This is a genomic window from Cytobacillus gottheilii (genome assembly GCF_900166665.1).
Taxonomy (GTDB): domain Bacteria; phylum Bacillota; class Bacilli; order Bacillales; family Cytobacillaceae; genus Cytobacillus; species Cytobacillus gottheilii_A.
Genome location: NZ_LT800494.1, coordinates 2,110,389 through 2,128,353, shown reverse-complemented (window position 1 = coordinate 2,128,353; position 17,965 = coordinate 2,110,389). Strand labels below are relative to the sequence as shown.

Genomic DNA, 17,965 nt, shown 5'->3' with positions numbered 1-17,965 from the left:
TCCTAATAAAGCTTTGTAATGCCCTGGAGAATACCAGGAAGATTTACTTTTACATTTGTTTCGCCTTCTAAATATGGCTGACTTGTTACCCATTTTCCGTTAGACATGTTGTATTGCTTTTGTTTTTGCTCGATTTCTTCTTCAGTTAGCCATTGCAGTGTGTTAGAAGGACAGACGCTCGCACACATTGGCGGTATTCCATCTTTCGTACGGTCGATACAAAGATCACATTTGTACATCAGGTTTTGCTCTTCGTCAAATTTTGGAATACCATATGGACAGGCAATCGTACAGTTTTGACAGCCGATGCATTTTTCAACCAGCGCTGAAAGCACCGCTCCTGTTTCGTGAATTTGAATGGCTTGTGCCGGACAGCTGCGGGCACAAGCAGGATTCACACAATGCAGACACATTAAGGGCATCGTCTGTCTGCTCACCAGCGGATTCACATCATAAACGTAGTTTCTGTTTCTTTCTTCATGACCTCCGCACTGTGTACAGGCTGCTAAACAAGATCTACAGCCTATACAATTTTCAAGCTCTATATAAAGTCTCTTTTTCATTGCTGTTACACCTTCTCTCGATCAAGCTTTTCGATTTGGGCTGCACAAACTTTAAATTCAGGCATTCTGCTCATAGGATCCAGTGCAGCAATCGTTAGCAGATTGATAGATTTTTCATGGCCGAAATGGTAAGGCACAAAGACCGTATCAGGACGAATTGCCTCCGTTATCTTAACCTTGTAAAAAGCTTCTCCTCTTCTTGTGTAAAGACGTACCTCTTCTTCATGGGAGATCTTATATTTTTCTGCTGTTTGCGGATGAACCTCTATAAAAGGTTCCGGGCACATGTCACGCAGAAACGGAATTCTTCTCGTTTGATTACCAGATAGATAGTGGTAGACTACCCTGCCATTGGTCATTCGCAATGGATAGGTTTCATCTGGCTCTTCAGCTGACTTGCGATATGGCAATGCACAAATCTTAGCTTTTCCGTCTGCATGATAGAATTTCTTATCAAGGAACATATGTGGAGTTCCTTCATCGTCTTCATCTTTACATGGCCAGAAGACTCCATCTTGTTTTTCGATTTTTTCCCAGGTTGCTCCGTAGTAGTCGGCATAGCCGCCTTTTGAAGCTGCTCTGAATTCATCCGCAACATCTCTGGCCGTTTTCAGATGGGAGAAGTACTTACCTCTTCCTAGACGTTCTGCCAGCTCAACCTGCATTTGCCAATCTGGCTTTGATTCTCCAACAGGTTCTTGTGCTTTATTAATTTTGATGATTCGTCCTTCCAGGTTGGTTGTTGTGCCTTCATCTTCTGACCATGTCACTGATGGCAAGACTACATCAGCAAATTCAGCTGATTCGGATAGGTAGAAATCTGCACATACCATGAAATCTAAATTTTTCAGTGTTTCTCTGACAAAGTTTAAATTAGGAGCGGATACAGCTGGATTGGAACACAGCAGATATAAGCCGCGGATTTCCTTTTTAGCCATCAATTCAAAGAGTTCGTATGCAGAAACACCAGCCTTTGGCATTTCATCTTCTGTGATTCCCCAGAATTGGCAAACTTCTCTAACATGTTCTGGATTTGTGATTTTACGGTAACCCGGCAGCAGGTCTGATTTTTGACCATGCTCACGGCCACCCTGTCCATTTCCCTGTCCAGTAAATGTTGCTACACCTGATTTAGGTCTGCCGATCTTCCCTGTTACAAGTGCCATGTTTGTATATGCGGATACATTGTCAACACCTTTATGCTGCTGTTCAATTCCTCTTGCAAACATCACTACCGCGTTAGGAGCTTTACCGTAGATTTCAGCTGCTCTAATAATTTTTTCCGGATCAACACCTGTAATTTCACTTGTATATTCCGGAGTAAATTCTTTAACAAGCTCTCTTGTTTCTTCAAAACCATTTGTGTGATTGTTCACAAATTGTTCATCAGTATATCCATTTTCAATTAATAAGTGTAATATTCCATTTGCTAAGGCTAAATCTGTACCAGGTCGGATGTCTAAGTGTACATCTGCTCTTCTGGCAATAGGTGTTTCCCTTGGGTCCACAACAATGATATAACCGCCTCGCTCCTGTACATTCCATAAGCGGAAGATAGAGGTCGGATGACATTCTGCTGTATTACTGCCAGCGATGAATAAGCAATCTGTTTCATGAATATCTGTCCAAGGCAAGGTAGATCCGCGGTCAACCCCCAGTGATCTTAGGAAACCGCCGGCAGCACTTGACATACAGAAACGGCCATTATAATCGATATATTTTGTTCCTAGTGCAACACGTGCAAATTTCCCTGTCAGATAACATTTTTCATTTGTCATTGATACTCCGCTAAAAACGGATAAACTGTCTTTCCCGTAATTCTCTTGAAGCTCTGTAAATTTTTTAGCGATCAGGTCGTATGCCTCATCCCAGCTTGCTTCCCTAAAACCTTTTGTTGTACCTTTTAATGATGCATCGTCACGAATCAGAGGTTTTAATAGGCGATCATCATGATTCGTCTGCTGGTAAGCTGTAACCCCTTTTGGACACATTTTTCCTACTGTAACCGGCCAGTCATATCTCGGCTCAACCCCAATGATTTTGTTTGTAGATGTATTAACCCGCAGATTCATGCCGCACTGCATTCCACAATAACTGCAATGTGTTTTAATTAATTTTTCATTCGGGTGATTCACATTTTCGATTTCTTTAAAAAACTTATCCCTTTGCATTTTGGTTTGCCTCCTTAACCTTTACCTCATGAGTAGGAAACCCTGAAAACTGTGCCATCCGGTATTTCCTTCTGCATGGAAGACAAAGCTCTGCAAGGTGGTGCCCATCCTCTGTCTGAAATTGAATTTGATTTGTCTGAAGAACATTGATAACGTCATTTGATTGTTCTGTTGAAACGAACTCATTGCCGCAAACCTTGCATTGCTTTGGTGCAGCTTCCATATAATGCTCTCGATAGTTCCTCGCAAAAACACTTAATGGTCTAAATGGAATATGTGCAAGCTTACCAAAAGGCAGATATATTAATGTAATAATGACCGACCATTGATGAATGAGTGACATAACCGGATGTCCAAATCCATGCAGGAATACATTGCTGAATGTAAGAGCTAATCCCGTTATGCTGATAAAGAGCAGCATATATAATGGAAGAAAGTCGTATAGAAATTTTTGCTCTGCTCGTGCCTGCATATTTTTTAGACGACGGTAAAGCGCCATGCAAACACCTATAATTACCATGGTTGCTGAGATGTTTAAAGCATTATAAGAAAAGTTAGCGATCAATCCATCAGCTGGCACTGTCAAAATTTGAATGCCCATTAGGATGATGTTGTACATCCCATTCTCATCCATCGTGAAGTACATCCAGCCGAACACTAGCGGAAAAGTTACGAGACAAGACAAAATTACTCCCCAGCCCATCATGACGTGCTGTGTCCATCGGTAAATTCCCCTATTCCAAATAAAACGATATGTTGCCAGCTGTTCTACTGATGTTTTAGGCGTTGATTTTCTGAAAAGCAGCTTTATTCCCTTTTTAATGATAATTTTAGTTGGCGGGCGTTCTCCCCAAGCAATAAAGCGATAGAAGAAGCCCCCTAAAAATATGATCGTTCCAACCATATAACCGTATAAATTTAAATCGACATGCGTAAACATTCTCGTTCCGATAAATGATAGGACTGCAAGCCCTATAACGGATAGAAACATTGATTTCGCGAATCTTGAAGCAAATGCCTGATTAATTGAAGTAACAGCTTTCTCAGTTTTGGCTGTTTCCATGTTTACTCCTCCTTGTTACAACCTTCACATATTTTATGATTTCATTGTATAGGAGATTAGAAGAATGCCATATCGGGGAACTTCCCTATCTCTGCAGGGAAAAACCCTTATTTTTATTTAGTGAATCCTTTTTTATGATCAATCCCTGCAAACAGCGCTATTTTATGGTAAAATATGACTAACCAATTAAAGGAGTGATACGCAATGGCTAAATCATCTGCTAAAAAGAAACGAGAAAAGCTAATTCGTGAAGGAAGAAGAAATCCTGAAGAAAGCCGCAGTCCATTTGCTTCCGCAGATATGAGAACGAGAAGAACAAAAACAAAAGACGAAACTTTATACCGTATAAAACACAAGAACCATTCATTAGATGATCATCATGATGGTTCTTTTTTATTCATAAAAAAAACAGCCCTGTTAGGACTGTTTTTCCTTTTCAGATAGTATCCCCATCCGCTCAATATGTTCCTTCGCTTCTTCATCACCGTACCGGTAAATCATCTCGTACACTTTCTCTATTGCTTCATCATATTCATCATTTTGCGGGTCATGATGGTATTCCAAAAATGGGATATGTGATCTTACATATGTCTTTAAATCCGCATTATAGTTCTTCCGTAATTCATCACTGATTTTTGCAGCCTCTTCTTCTGGAGCAAAAATTTTAAAATGCCATTCAGCTGCTTCAGGTGTTTGGTGGATGACTTTATTTTCAATATCGATATAATAGGTTTTCATTAAATGTGTCATACCGGCCCTCCTCATCAGAATCTTTTTTATTTTATTCCCTTCTATTAAATACCTAAACCTGGACTGTTTATGAAAGTTTGGGATAGGGAAAATAGAAATAAGATCCTGCATAATATCACCAAGATTTCAATAGGATGAAGGATAAGGAGGTATTGAGATGACATTTTGGCTAGTGCTGATAGGAAGTCTCTTTCTGTTTCTCATTCTTTTGGAGGAAGCGATCCATTTCTTCTTTTATCGTAAGCTATTAAAATCAGAACGATCAACAGAGAGCGTTCTCATAAAGTTGAAAGAGATATGGAGTAAATTCAGTATGAAAGGAAGGCATATCCTCCAGAAGAAGCATCAGGAATAAAAAGAAGCTGTGACAAAACGTTCATATTCAAGGTTTGCGTGTTTACACAAACCCGTTCCATTGCTCTACAGACCCTCGCTTTCCGCGGGGAGGAAGCTGAGCCTCCTCCTCGCGTGCCGCTCCTGCGGGGTCTCGCCCATTCCTCTATTGCCCAAAGGAGTCAAGGGTCCTTCGCTCCATTTCACTCATGTTTAGAAATTGAAATTTTTAAAACAAATAAAAAGCGGATGATTTGAAAAAGTCACATCCTAATCATTCGGTTCTATGGTCGTGTTATATACTTATGTCCCAGCTTCGTTATTAATCCTCTTCTTGATCTTCAGCTGGTTCTTTCTGGTCATTTTTTAAAGCAAAGTACGTATCTAAGACTCTGCGTCCGATATCATAGTTGGCTGTATGCCCTGTTTGGCCTTCGTATGCCCATGGCACGACAACCGACATAGCGATTTCAGGATTATTATATGGTGCATAAGCAACAAGACTTAAATTCATAACCGGTATCATCGGATCCCCTTTTTTTCGGTCTGGTCCATCATAAAAAGCCTCAGCCGTTCCTGTTTTTCCAGCAGGCTGATAGGGTGCATCAGCAAAGGCCCTATAGGCTGTACCGTCCGGATTATTCATTACTTGCCTGAATCCTTCATGCACGATACCTAATTCGCGGTCGGACATATCTAATTTATTCAATACATTCGGCTGCATTTCTTGAATAATTGGGCCTAATGATTCACCATCAATTGAAGATTCTCTTATTTCTCTAACGACCCTAGGCTGGATTCGATAGCCGCCATTTGCGATCGTAGATACATATTGAGCCAGCTGCATTGGAGTATAGGTATCAAACTGGCCAATTGCAAGGTCAAGAAGTTTTCCCGGCAATGTATCTTGTCCGATATAACCAGGAATTTCATTTGGCAAATCAATTCCTGTTCGAACACCTAAACCAAATTCACTAAAACCATCACGCATATCTTCAAAAGCACGTTTATTTTTGAAAATCAGTGGCTGGTCATAGACGTAGTTCCCTTCCCCAATGGCCATCGCAGTCTTAAACATATATACGTTGGAAGATTTCCTTAATGCCCGCAATACATTCATATTGCCTTGAAAACTGCCATTAAACCAAGAACTTTTCAAAGGTGTATTTCTGACCTTTACTGGCGCATCATAAAACACGGTATTGGGATTAATGGCACCTGTCTTAAATCCTGTTAAGACTGTTGCACCTTTCACCGCAGATCCTACTCCATATGCTGAAGAAATGGTTCCTAGCGCGTAATCCTGCATCTCCTGTTTTCCTGTTTCTTTATTTCTCACCAGCTGCTTGCCTGCCATGGTCAGCACTTCGCCAGTATATGGATCCATTAAAACAACAAATGCGCGGTCAAGCAGCCGGGTTCTTCCGCTTTTCTTTGCATTCATCATTTCTTCCTCAAGTATTTTTTCGACTTTTTGCTGCAGTTCCATATCAAAAGAAAGCACTAAATCATTTCCTCTTGCACCTTCTGTAATCGTTTCAGTGCCAACAAGCTTTCCGCCTTTTGTAATGACCTTTTCTTTCGCCTTCTGTCCATGCAGCACTTCTTCGTATTGCAATTCTAAATAGCTTTTGCCTACACGGTCATTAAGGCTATAATCTCTCGCTAAATAGTAGTCTAGCCGTTCTTTCGGCAGCCCTTCTGTTGAATCCGTGATTCCGCCTAATATAGACTTTAAGGTATTGCCAAACTTATACGTTCGGTCCCAATCAGTTGTCGTATCTATACCAGGCAAATAAGCGAGGTTTTCACTTACTGCAGCATACTCCTCATTTTGAACATCCTCATTTTTGACAATCTGCTGTGTAAAAGCATATCCGCTCGTAAACTCTCTAAAAATCGCAAGTACCTCTAAATCTTCCATTGATAGCGTATTTAAATCTTCCTCTGTGATTCTATTAATTTGCAGCTGATATAATTCTTTATCAGATAAAGTTTTGTTTTCGTATTTCTCCCATTCTTCCTCTGCAATTTTCTCTTTAGCAAGATCCGGATTTCTCATAATCCAGAAATCTTTCTTTTCTCTTTCTCTTATTTTATTGGTGGGCTGGTCTATCAAAAGTGCCAAATTTTCTGCCACTTCAAGCATATCCTCTTGTTTTTCATTCGAATTTGTATAGGTGATCGCACTTTTTGGAACATTATCAACGATAATATTAAAGTGGCGATCGAGCATTCTGCCGCGTGGTACAGGATCTGAAACCGTAACATCCTCCGTACTTTCCACCTCGCGTTTATATGATTCTCCATTCACGATTTGTACAATTCCCAAACGGACGATTAAGATGGAAAACAGAAAAAATACAGCAAAGAATAACAAATTTATTCGGAATGGCACCTGACTCTTCTTTTCTCTTTTTGGTTCAGCCAATAGAATCCCCCTCTTTAACTGATCTGTATTTATATTTATAAAATCACCCAATAAATGCCATACTTTTCCTAATTGTACACCTGAAAACCAAAAAAAGCCAAGGGAATTTCCCTCAGCTTTTCAATAATCATATGTTCTAATAAGGATCGGCCTCATGACCTTCACGAATGGCTTGATTTGGTGCTTGATCTCCGTCAATATTCCCTAAAGGCTTATGTGTAGTGCCATCCTTCGGTTTACTGGCAATCCCTTCGCGCAGCCGGCGGCCATATTCCTCATCAGCTTCTTCAGCCAGCTGTATCATTTTTTCCTGTATACGGGGATCACAGTCAGATAAATCATTGACAAGGTTTGAAATTAGCTCATCTTTTTCCCATTGTTCAAAGCTTCTGTACGTATGGCCTGCTTGCTTCGTATTGCTCTGTCTATCGATCGATTCTCTTACAAGGTTTCCTTCCACTTTCGGTGTATATTCCTTGCCGGCCTGTTCAGCTTCCTTCAAACCGCCTAGTGTAGAAGGCTCATAATTAATATGCGGATTCTGACCTGGTGCTAAATCAACTTTATACTGCATTTGCCCGCCGCGCTGGTTCGTTGCCACTCGTTTCTTCGGTGCATTGATGGGCAGCTGCAAATAATTGGCCCCAACACGGTATCGCTGTGTATCTGAGTATGAGAATGTTCGGCCCTGAAGCATTTTATCATCGGAAAAATCAAGTCCATCAACTAATACACCGGTACCGAATGCAACTTGTTCTACCTCAGTAAAATAATCCTCTGGATTTTTGTTTAAAACCATTTTCCCGACTGGCATCCACGGAAATTGCTCCTCCGGCCAAAGCTTTGTATCGTCAAGCGGATCAAAATCCAGTTCAGGATGATCATCATCACTCATGATTTGAACAAGCAGCTCCCATTCAGGATAATCTTCCTTTTCAATCGCATCATATAAATCTTGTGTAGCATGATTGAAATTCTTCGCCTGTATTTTCTCTGCTTCTTTTTGAGTCAAATTTTTAATGCCCTGCTTAGGTTCCCAGTGGTATTTCACCAGCACAGCTTTACCTTCTGCATTGACCCATTTATATGTATTAACCCCAGAACCCTGCATCATGCGATAGTTTGCAGGAATTCCCCATGGTGAATAGACAAAGGTTACCATATGAAAGGTTTCTGGTGAATTAGAGCAAAAGTCAAAGAAGCGTTCACTATCTTGGATATTCGTAATCGGATCTGGTTTAAAGGCATGAATCATATCAGGAAATTTTACCGCATCTCGGATAAAGAAAATCTTCAAATTATTCCCTACCAGATCCCAATTTCCATCCTCTGTATAAAATTTAACAGCAAATCCGCGTGGATCACGCAATGTCTCGGGCGAATGACCGCCATGTATAACGGATGAAAAACGCACGAAGACAGGCGTTTTCTTGCCTTTTTCCTGAAAGAGCTTGGCGCGTGTATATTTCGATACATGCTCGTTTCCACATGTGCCATAAGCTTCAAAATAGCCATGTGCACCAGCACCACGGGCATGAACGACCCGTTCAGGCACACGTTCACGGTCAAAGTGGCTGATCTTTTCAATAAAGTCGTAATTTTCAAGCGTGGCTGGTCCCCGGTTTCCGACTGTACGGATATTTTGGTTGTTTGTGATCGGATGGCCTTGTCTGTTCGTTAATGTTTCGGCTGTTTCTTCATTTAGATTCTCAGCGTTTTGATGATCCATGTTATTACCTCCTTTAGTAACTAATAACAGGATTTCCAGTAAGATGAAAATTTATGTAATAGATTTCCTTTTTTATGTTTTGTTTAGGAATTCCTCTAAACAGCAATGAGGCTGGGACAAAACGGTAATACTCTTTCTAAAAAACGAATTTCCATTTTTAAGGTTTTCGTGTTCATACAAGCCCGTTCCATTGCACTGCGGACCCTCGCTTTCCGTGGGGAGGAAGCTGAGCCTCCTCGAAGCAAAGCTTCTGCGGGGTCTCACCCTTTCCTCTATTGCCCACTGGAGTCGAGTGTCCTCCGCTCCATTTCACTCATGTTAATAAAATATTTTTATAATCATAAATAAAAAAACGAATGATTAGAAAGACGGCTTCCTAACCATTCGGTTCTGTGGGTGTGTTAAATACTTATGCCCCAGCCTTTATACATACTACATTCATCCAAATTCAAAACATAACTAGTTGCGCACTGTATAAAGTTTGCCTTGTAAGGCAAAGGATATTCGACCGGTTTCTTCTGATACGACAATTGCAATCGCGTCGGTTACTTCGGAAATGCCAATAGCTGCTCGATGCCTTGTACCAATCTTCTTTCCCTGCTGCTCTGATTTGGCAACGGGCAATATGTTACCGGCAGAGAGAATTTCATCTTTTCGAATGTGAACAGCACCATCATGCAGTGGATTGCCATCATAAAAAATGGTTTCCAGCATGGTGTAGCTTACTTTTGCTCCAACTTCAATGCCGTTATGCATAAAGGCTGTCACATCTTCCTTCCTTTCAATAACAATCAAGCCGCCGTGCCTCCGCTCTGATAAATGTTGAGCAGCCAGGCTTAATGTCGCAGCTTCATCTGTATATGGCAAGAGGTATGATTGTAAATAGTAAGTGGAAGCAAGGTTGTGTGCTTCCATTACTTGTTTTTGGAGCAGTTCAAAATCTTCCAATATACAGCAGCTTTGTACATTCCACGTACCAGATAATTTTTGCAGCTGAGCTTTAATGCTCACGATATAGCGATCAACATCATTTTTATATTGTTCAGGGCCGTAAATCACAGCAGGACACCTCCGTGATTGTATCTTCTATTATAAAATTACCCTAATTACCTTTCTTATCCTCAATTGTTTGCATCTATAATGAATAATGCCGTTACGACCTTCTGAACTTTCCTTTAGCAGTCTAAATATTCTTTTTATCCTGATATATTTACCTGCTTTACAGACCTAATCAATGTTTCAATTTCCTGAAGCTCATTTTGTTCAAATGACTGGACAATTTTACTGCCAACAATCACTCCATCACATAATGAACTGATGGCTTCTACTTGTGCAGGGGTTGAAATACCAAAGCCAGCTAATACCGGGATCGTTGATACTTCCTTTATACTTTTCAAGTAGCTGCCGAGCTGTGAATGAAATTCTGAACGAGTTCCCGTAATTCCGTTAACGGTAACAGCATATAAGAATCCCTTGCCTCTCTTAGAAATTTCCTGTATACGTTCCAATGGACTTGTTAGTGTCACTAAACGAATCAGTTCAATTCCTTCTCTTTCTGCCTTTTCGGAGAGAAGTTCTTCTTCTTCAAATGGCAGATCCGGGATAATGAATCCATCTACACCTGCTTTTCGGCAATCCTCGAGACACTGATCTATACCATAAGCTAAAATAGGATTTAGATAGGTCATAAAGATAATAGGAACAGTAATTACAGGGCGAATGCTGCGAATAGCTGTAATAACATCTCTTAACGAGATATTAGCTTTTAGAGCTCGGATTCCTGCCTCTTGAATGAGCGGCCCATCAGCTACAGGATCTGAAAATGGAATGCCAATTTCGATCGCCGTTGCACCAGCTCTCTCTAAAAATGTGATTCTTTCTCCTAGTACGTCAAGACCGCCGTCTCCTGCCATAATATACGGTACAAACCCTTTTTCCCCATTAGCTGCAAGTTTTTTAAATACTTTCTCAATCCTATTCATTTTTATCTCCCCCAAGCCTTTCTTGCACAGACGCCACATCTTTATCTCCTCTGCCTGATAAACAGATGACTATAGCTTTTTCTGATCCCAATTCTCTTGCAAGTTTAACACCATAGGAAATCGCATGTGCGCTTTCAAGTGCTGGAATAATTCCTTCTGTTCTGCATAATAACTGCAGAGCGGATAAAGCTTCTGTATCTGTAATGGATGTGTACCTTACTCTTCCTATATCCTTTAAGTAGCTGTGCTCTGGACCAACTCCTGGATAATCCAAGCCAGCAGAAATTGAAAAAGCTTCTTCAATTTGTCCGTTTTGATCTTGCAGCAGATACATATATGAACCATGCAGAACGCCTGGATTTCCTTTTGTTAGTGAAGCTGCATGTTTTCCAGTTTCAACGCCGCTGCCAGCTGCTTCTACCCCAATCAATGCCACTTCTTCGTCTTCAATAAAAGGATAAAACATGCCCATCGCATTACTGCCGCCGCCAATGCACGCAACAGCTGCATCAGGCAATTTTCCAGTCAGTTCAAGAAATTGCGCCTTTGTTTCCTTGCCGATTACACTTTGAAAATGCCGAACCATTTCTGGAAACGGATGCGGTCCCATTACTGAACCAAGTATATAATGAGTATCTTCCACATTGGTTACCCAGTAACGCAATGCTTCATTTACAGCATCTTTTAACGTTGCACTTCCTGCTGTTACACTTACCACTTTAGCTCCCAGCAATTCCATACGAAAAACATTCAGCTGCTGTCTGCGAATATCTTCTTCTCCCATAAAAATAATGCATTCTAGATTCAGAAGGGCACAGGCAGTAGCCGTCGCTACCCCATGCTGGCCTGCTCCCGTTTCAGCCACAACTTTCTTTTTGCCCATTCTGACGGTGAGCAACGCTTGCCCGAGAGAATTATTTATTTTGTGAGCACCTGTGTGATTAAGATCCTCCCGTTTTAAATAAATTTGAGCTCCTTCTGCATACTTTGTTAAATTTTCTGCATAATAAAGAGGGGTTTCCCTGCCTACATAGTTTTTTAGAAGTTTGTTCAGCTCTTCTGAAAAGCTCTCATCTTTTAACGCATTCCTGTATTCTTCTTCTAATTGCAAAACGGCCTGCATGAGTGTTTCAGGCACATATCTGCCGCCATAAGTTCCAAAGTGGCCGCGTTTGTCTGGCATTGTATAAGTCATTTTTTAATTTCCTCCTTCATTCGTTTTGCGCTCTGCAAAAATTCATTCATTTTATCAATATCTTTTACACCGTTCGTTTCCACCCCGCTGCTTACATCAACCATATAGGGATCAACCATTTTAATGCCTTCTGCAACGTTTTCTGCATTCAATCCTCCAGCAAGGATGATCTTTTTCCCTTCTTTATTAAAGGTCTTCGTCTCTTCCCAATTAAAAGAAGTGCCATTGCCGCCCCGGTATTTGCCTTTTGGACTGTCCAGCAAATAGTATTCGCAATCATATTGAGAAACCTTTTTTAAATCATTACTCGAACTAATGCCAATTGCTTTTATGACAGGGACTTCATAGTGCAGGCAATCTTCAGGAGATTCATCTCCATGAAGCTGTATCACATTAATTCCTGTTTTTTCAATGACCGCTGTTATCTTCTCTCGATCCTCATTAACAAAGACACCGACCTTGAGGATAGAATCAGGCAGATGTTTAATGATGGCTGCTGCCTGTTCTGCAGTCATTTGTCTTTTACTCTCAGCAAAAACAAAACCAAGTGCATCCGCTCCGGCTTTTATTGCCGCTTCTGCTGAATTCAAATCGGTAATTCCGCATATTTTCACCTTCATTCTGCCTTCAGCTCCTTTTCTGAATGCTTTATTGTGTCAAACATTTCACTCACTACATCTGCTGCCATGAATGCTTCCCCTACTAAGATCCCGCTTGCACCTGCATTCCGGACCCTCATAATATCCTGAGTTGTTTTCAGGCCGCTTTCACTTATCACATAGGCACCAGCATCTTTAATAAATGGTGCCAGCTCTTCTGTTTTGGCCACATCAACTTGAAAAGTCTTTAGGTCTCGATTATTTATTCCAATTAACTGTGCACCAATGTCCATCGCTCGTTTTGCTTCAACCGTGTTATGAACCTCAACCAAGACATCGAACCCAAGATCCTGTGCGAATTGATGCAATTGCTGCAGCCGCGTTTTATCTAATGCTGCAGCAATGAGTAAAATGATATCTGCTCCTGCGTGTTCTGCTTTAATGATCTGTGTTTCATCGATGATAAAATCTTTACATAGTACAGGGATATCGATTGCTTCTTTTACAAGTGTTAGATCATTGTAATTCCCTTTAAAAAAAGTCTGATCGGTTAGGACAGATACGGCAGCAGCACCGTATTTCGTATAAGATAAAGCCTGTGTCACTGGATCTGCGTGTCTATTGATATCTCCTTTTGATGGAGAAGCCCTTTTAAACTCAGCGATAACAGCCAGTTCAGCTGTGTTTTGCAGATGATAAAGCAATGAACGCTTTTTACTGCCGATCGGGCGCAGTGCTTCGCTTTTCAGCCTGACAATTTCCCGCTTTTTCTCAACAAGTATTTTGTCTAATATATTCGGCATCCTACATTACCTCCTGCTTATACTTTTTGCTTGCTTCTTTTAAAAGCAGAAGCTTCTTAAAAGCTTCTCCAGAATCAATAGATTCTTTGGCCAGCTGAATTCCTTCTTGAATGGATGAAGCTGCTCCACCAGTGAAGATCCCTAAACCTGCATTAAGCAGAACAGTATCGCGATAGGCATCGTGCTCTCCATTCAGCACTTTTTTCAATATTCCGGCATTTTCAACTGCATTACCGCCGATAATTTTATCAGCAGCATAAACCGGGAGCCCAACTTCTTCTGGATGTAAAGTCATTTCAGCAATTGAATTGTCCGCAAGAATGACCAGTTTGTTTTCTCCCTGTAAAGATGCTTCATCCATATTTCCTGCCCCATGAAGAACGATGGCTCTTTTTCTGCCCAGCGATTTTAATACTTCAGCAAAAGTTATTAGGTAATCTTCCCGATAGATGCCAATTAATTGATTTTCGAGCGGAACTGGGTTTGTTAAAGGACCTATTAAGTTAAAAATGGTTGGAATCCGCAAATCGCTGCGCACCTTCATAATTTTTTTCATATATGGATGGACATGTGGTGCAAACATAAAACATATACCTATTTGTTCCAGTAATTCTTCTGCCAGTTCAGGAGAGTAATCGAGAGAAATGCCAAGCTGCTCCAGCACATCTGCACTGCCAGTTTTACTGGAAATACTGCGATTTCCATGCTTCGCAACTGGAATTCCTGCTCCTGCAATGACAAATGCAGAGGTTGTGCTTATGTTAAAGCTTTTCGATCCATCTCCTCCAGTGCCACAATTATCAAGAACATTGGGAAGCTGCTTGGTGAAAGGCAAAGTCCTTTTCCGCATTGCCTTGACTAATCCACTCAGTTCTTCTGCGGTTTCTCCTTTTATTTTTAATGCCATAAGAAAGGCTGCAATTTCACTTTCTGTTGCTTCTTTCTCAAAGATCGAATCCATCGCTTCAATGACACTTTCTTCTGATAATGACTGTTGTTCAGCTAGTTGCTGCAGAATGATTTTCATTTTTCTTTCTCCTTTCAATCTGGTTTAAAAAGTTTTCTAGAAGCTGTTTTCCAACTGGAGTACCTACAGATTCCGGGTGAAATTGAAGGCCAAATACAGGATACTGTCTATGTTTGACTCCCATAATTTCCTGATCATCCAGAGAATAGCCTAATACCTCTAAACAATCTGGAAAATCGTCTTTTTTAATGATAAGTGAATGATATCTCATTACATCAATATTCTGAGTAATAGATTCAAAAAGCGATGAGCTTTGATGCTTCAATTTTGACATTTTTCCATGCATAATTTTTTCCGCTTTTCCAATCTCTGCACCAAAGGCTACTCCGATCGCCTGATGTCCTAGGCATACGCCTAATATCGGAATGCTGGCAAAGAATTCTCGAATAAGTTCTACACAAATCCCTGCCTGTTTTGGATGACCTGGACCTGGAGATAAAATAATTCCATCAGGATGTAACTTTCGAATTTCGTCAATGCTAATTTCATCATTTCTCACAACTAGAAGCTCTTCTCCTAACTCACCAAAATATTGATACAGGTTGTACGTAAACGAATCGTAATTATCAATTATTAAAATCATGGTCGTCCTCCATAAATGCTTTTAGTTTATGAATCGTTTCTTTATATTCATTTTCAGGTATAGAGTCATGTACAATTCCAGCCCCTGCCTGTATATAAGCTTTATCATTTTGTAAAACAACCGTTCTGATTGCCAGAGCAAAATCCATATTCCCTGTAATTGAAAAATAACCGACCGCCCCTGAATACAGGCCTCTTTTAAGCGTTTCTAGCTCATTAATAATTTCCATTGCTCTTACTTTTGGTGCTCCTGAAACAGTTCCTGCCGGCAAACAGGCAATTAAAGCGTCAAATGCGGTAGTGTCTTCCTTCAATGTCCCGGAAACTTCAGAGACAATATGCATGACATGTTTGAAACGTTCTATTTGCATATTTTTATCAATTTTTACTGAGCCAAATTGAGCAACTCTTCCAATATCATTCCGGCCTAGATCCAGCAGCATCATATGTTCAGCAAGCTCTTTTTCATCGGTAAGCAAATCTTTTTCAAGATGCATATCTTCTTCTTCAGTTTTGCCGCGCGGTCTTGTGCCGGCTATTGGATTTGTTAACACTTTATTGCCGCTTACCTTTACTAAGCTTTCAGGTGATGCGCCGGCAACAGAGTATGGTCCGTAATCAAGATAATATAAATATGGTGAAGGATTACTGATTCGGAGGTCTCTATAAAAAGAGAATGGATCTCCTTTGAAATCAGCTGTAAATCTTTGTGAAAGGACGACTTGAAAGATATCTCCTTCCTCAATGTATTTCTTTGCTTTTTTCACTATTTTTTCGTATTCAGTCTTTGTCATTGAAGGAGAAAATGAAGATAACTTCGTCTCTTTGTATGCTGAAACAGCTCCTTCCGATAGAATCTCATCTTGTAACACTGTCAGGCTCTTACTTACTTTTTCTTGATTATTGATGATAGGATAGCCAGCAAGATATACCTTTTGCTCAAGATGATCAAATACAACAACTTCTTCGTATAGCAGGAAGTGGACATCAGGCAGTTCAAGCTCATCTATTCCACTTTGGCCTAAGTTCTCATATTGACGAACAGCGTCATATCCAGCGAAACCAACAGCACCACCGCAAAACGGCAGATCTGATCGTTCGTCGGTAATTGGAAGCAATTCTTTCAAAGCTTCTAAAGGTTTTTGTTTCTTTTTTATTAAGTCTCCTGAAATGATTAGTTCACATTGATCTTCCCTGCCTTTAAGTTCCACGACAGGATTTGCTCCTATAATGGAATAGCGTCCTGAGTTTTCATGCTTCAATGAGCTTTCAAAAATAAATTTATGACTGCCCTTTAACTTCATATAAATGGAAATAGGCGTTAGGGTGTCACCTGAAAGCTGTTGAACTACTAGTTTCTTTTTTGAATCAATCATTTTAGTTCCTCCATCCATTATTTAAGGCAATTTTCAAAATGTGCAGATATAAAAAAAGTCCTCTATGCACAATGCATGACATTGCGCATAGAGGACGAATCTTTCGATCGTGGTGCCACCTCAGTTCGGAGTTTTTTAAACAACTCCCTCTGATCAGTACAACTATATAACAGAAGTACCTTTTCCTGATAACGGGGGATTCCGTGTCATCCTACTGCCATTCAGAAGACCTCTCACAAGTCCATTCCATTGAAGAATCACACCGGATTCCACCATTCCCGGCTCTCTGTAGTGCTTCTGTTCAATGTACTACTCTTGATCATCGATTTAACATTTTTATTGAAATACAAAAAGGGCTCCCCGTCAAAAAAGGACGAGAAACCCGTGGTGCCACCTTCATTAGCTGAAAAAAATCAGCTCACTTAAACAGATATCTAAATGCTAAAAGCATTCCAAATACCTGTCTCTTGTAACGATGAGACGCTTCGCCAAAGCCTAATAAGGACTATTGCCCGTTCGGTTTGGAAGCTCTGAAGTCCATTCGCAGCTGCAGCTACACTGGTTTGCACCAACCACCAGCTCTCTAAAGTATCTACAGAAGTTACTACTCTTCGTCATTGCCGTTTCATATTTGTTTATTATCATATTTGGCAATTGCAAAAATGTCAACAATATTTTTAAAAAAAGAAAAAAATAAATTATTTCACAGCCGCTAAGTACTTTTCGAGCTTTCTCTTCCACTCATCGGCCAAATCTTTCAATGCGAGCAGCTCCTTTATTTTTTGAGCATCATTACGGCGAAACATAATTAAGTTCGCATCTAAAACTGAAATACTTTCCTGCCTTCTCTCGATCAAATCTAAAGAACTCTCTGAATAAACCTTACCCTCTTCAAGGACTTTAAAAAAGTAGCCTGTATAACCTGTTTCAAATGTTTTTGAAAGTAATGCATCGGTTTCATTGAATTTTGAAAGTGTCGAACATGGAATTCTTCCTTGCGTGATTTGTATGATAACATTTCCTGTTTGAAAAATGTCACCTATGTATACATCTTTTTCCATCATATCCTTCACACAAATATTTTCTCCAAAAGACGGTGGAGCAAACGGCCTTTGAAAGACTTTTTCCCAATATTCGTAATGTTCAAAAGGGTATGCGCAAACAGCACGATCTGGTCCGCCGTGAAACTTCTCATTAGCAACCCCATCACCTTCAAAGCTTTGTTTATTTAAGTGGACTTCATGGACATTTGCCTTTGCAATTCCTGATGGTTCAGGCTTTCTTTTCCATTGATAAACTTTAGGTTTTCCGATACTTAATGTAATAATTTTTCCTTTCAAAATAAAACACCCCATCTATTC

17 protein-coding genes and 2 other annotated features are annotated in these 17,965 nt (G+C 40.3%); of the genes, 2 read left to right on the top strand and 15 right to left on the bottom strand.

Annotation, left to right across the window (positions count from 1 at the left end; translation table 11 throughout):
• Positions 1-2: 2 nt before the first annotated feature.
• From B7E07_RS10565 to B7E07_RS10555, 3 genes are read right to left on the bottom strand one after another with little or no spacing between them, the layout of a single operon-like run.
• Positions 3-563, bottom strand: a complete 561-nt coding sequence (locus tag B7E07_RS10565; RefSeq protein ID WP_066444816.1) for a 4Fe-4S dicluster domain-containing protein — start codon at positions 561-563, stop codon at positions 3-5.
• A gap of 5 nt (positions 564-568) precedes the next feature.
• Complete coding sequence (locus B7E07_RS10560; protein WP_080845832.1) at positions 569-2,734, bottom strand: molybdopterin oxidoreductase family protein; 2,166 nt, start codon at positions 2,732-2,734, stop codon at positions 569-571.
• Positions 2,721-3,797, bottom strand: a complete 1,077-nt coding sequence (locus B7E07_RS10555) for a hypothetical protein (protein ID WP_080845831.1) — start codon at positions 3,795-3,797, stop codon at positions 2,721-2,723. Before B7E07_RS10555 ends, B7E07_RS10560 begins: the two co-directional genes overlap by 14 nt.
• 204 nt (positions 3,798-4,001) lie before the next feature.
• Here B7E07_RS10555 and B7E07_RS10550 point away from each other — a divergent pair, with 204 nt between their 5' ends.
• Positions 4,002-4,241 (top strand): hypothetical protein, encoded by a 240-nt coding sequence (locus tag B7E07_RS10550; RefSeq protein ID WP_080845830.1) that lies wholly within the window; start codon positions 4,002-4,004, stop codon positions 4,239-4,241.
• On the opposite strand, the gene B7E07_RS10545 is transcribed toward B7E07_RS10550, so the two are convergent.
• Positions 4,215-4,547, bottom strand: a complete 333-nt coding sequence (locus B7E07_RS10545; protein WP_080845829.1) for a hydrolase — start codon at positions 4,545-4,547, stop codon at positions 4,215-4,217. The genes B7E07_RS10550 and B7E07_RS10545 overlap by 27 nt on opposite strands.
• Positions 4,548-4,704: 157 nt before the next feature.
• On the opposite strand from B7E07_RS10545, the gene B7E07_RS10540 reads away from it, so the two are divergent.
• Positions 4,705-4,902 (top strand): hypothetical protein, encoded by a 198-nt coding sequence (locus B7E07_RS10540; protein WP_080845828.1) that lies wholly within the window; start codon positions 4,705-4,707, stop codon positions 4,900-4,902.
• Between the two features lie 300 nt (positions 4,903-5,202).
• Here the strand turns inward: B7E07_RS10540 and B7E07_RS10535 are convergent, their stop codons facing one another.
• The 11 genes from B7E07_RS10535 to B7E07_RS10485 form a co-directional block, all read right to left on the bottom strand.
• Positions 5,203-7,311 (bottom strand): penicillin-binding transpeptidase domain-containing protein, encoded by a 2,109-nt coding sequence (locus B7E07_RS10535; protein WP_080845827.1) that lies wholly within the window; start codon positions 7,309-7,311, stop codon positions 5,203-5,205.
• Between the two features lie 136 nt (positions 7,312-7,447).
• Positions 7,448-9,040: a catalase gene (locus B7E07_RS10530; protein ID WP_080845826.1), complete on the bottom strand. Its 1,593-nt coding sequence runs from the start codon at positions 9,038-9,040 to the stop codon at positions 7,448-7,450.
• 459 nt (positions 9,041-9,499) lie between these two features.
• Entirely contained in the window at positions 9,500-10,099 is a 600-nt protein-coding gene (gene cdaS / locus B7E07_RS10525; protein WP_080845825.1) for a sporulation-specific diadenylate cyclase CdaS, read from the bottom strand.
• Between the two features lie 137 nt (positions 10,100-10,236).
• On the bottom strand, positions 10,237-11,022 hold the full coding sequence (gene trpA / locus B7E07_RS10520; protein WP_080845824.1) for a tryptophan synthase subunit alpha: 786 nt from the start codon (positions 11,020-11,022) through the stop codon (positions 10,237-10,239).
• Positions 11,015-12,217, bottom strand: coding sequence for a tryptophan synthase subunit beta (gene trpB / locus B7E07_RS10515; protein WP_080845823.1), 1,203 nt, complete (start codon positions 12,215-12,217; stop codon positions 11,015-11,017). Before trpB ends, trpA begins: the two co-directional genes overlap by 8 nt.
• On the bottom strand, positions 12,214-12,837 hold the full coding sequence (locus B7E07_RS10510) for a phosphoribosylanthranilate isomerase (RefSeq protein ID WP_080845822.1): 624 nt from the start codon (positions 12,835-12,837) through the stop codon (positions 12,214-12,216). Before B7E07_RS10510 ends, trpB begins: the two co-directional genes overlap by 4 nt.
• The gene (trpC, locus tag B7E07_RS10505; RefSeq protein ID WP_080845821.1) at positions 12,834-13,619 is read right to left on the bottom strand and encodes an indole-3-glycerol phosphate synthase TrpC; all 786 of its coding nucleotides are present in this window, start codon (positions 13,617-13,619) and stop codon (positions 12,834-12,836) included. Before trpC ends, B7E07_RS10510 begins: the two co-directional genes overlap by 4 nt.
• Position 13,620: 1 nt before the next feature.
• Complete coding sequence (gene trpD / locus B7E07_RS10500) at positions 13,621-14,646, bottom strand: anthranilate phosphoribosyltransferase (RefSeq protein WP_080845820.1); 1,026 nt, start codon at positions 14,644-14,646, stop codon at positions 13,621-13,623.
• Positions 14,618-15,229, bottom strand: a complete 612-nt coding sequence (locus B7E07_RS10495) for an anthranilate synthase component II (protein ID WP_080845819.1) — start codon at positions 15,227-15,229, stop codon at positions 14,618-14,620. The genes trpD and B7E07_RS10495 overlap by 29 nt, the downstream gene beginning before the upstream one ends.
• Complete coding sequence (gene trpE / locus B7E07_RS10490) at positions 15,213-16,604, bottom strand: anthranilate synthase component I (protein WP_080845818.1); 1,392 nt, start codon at positions 16,602-16,604, stop codon at positions 15,213-15,215. The genes B7E07_RS10495 and trpE overlap by 17 nt, the downstream gene beginning before the upstream one ends.
• Before the next feature lie 87 nt (positions 16,605-16,691).
• Positions 16,692-16,936, bottom strand: a binding site (T-box leader).
• A gap of 34 nt (positions 16,937-16,970) precedes the next feature.
• Positions 16,971-17,231, bottom strand: a binding site (T-box leader).
• 71 nt (positions 17,232-17,302) lie between these two features.
• The gene (locus tag B7E07_RS10485) at positions 17,303-17,944 is read right to left on the bottom strand and encodes an MOSC domain-containing protein (RefSeq protein WP_257391432.1); all 642 of its coding nucleotides are present in this window, start codon (positions 17,942-17,944) and stop codon (positions 17,303-17,305) included.
• Positions 17,945-17,965: the final 21 nt, after the last annotated feature.